Source organism: Pseudoalteromonas sp. T1lg22, assembly GCF_002964645.1.
Lineage (GTDB): Bacteria > Pseudomonadota > Gammaproteobacteria > Enterobacterales > Alteromonadaceae > Pseudoalteromonas.
Window position 1 is genome coordinate 1 of the sequence record NZ_PQBY01000025.1, and the last position, 289, is coordinate 289.

Here is a 289-nt window from a genome sequence, read left to right on the forward strand (position 1 = left end):
AAACAGTATTGCGTTCGACGACGGCGGCGATGAGCTATTAAGCGCAGAGGAAGCGACCAATGTGACCCTTTCTGGCGTTGTTGAAGCCGGTGCCACCGTCGACAGCATCACCATCAGTGATGGTGTGACGACGATCACGGTACCGAGTTCGGCGATCAGCACGGATAGCAACGGCAACGTGACCGTCGTAGGGCAAGACCTTTCAAGCCTCGCTGACGGCGAATTGACCGTCACCATGACAGTGACCGACGCTGCCGGGAACACAGGCACGGTCACCGATACCACCACC

1 protein-coding gene is annotated in these 289 nt (G+C 58.1%); it reads left to right on the top strand.

The features are described 5' to 3' along the window. A partial coding sequence (locus C2M24_RS14445; protein WP_158683782.1) for a hypothetical protein occupies nt 1-289 on the top strand: 289 nt, incomplete at both ends.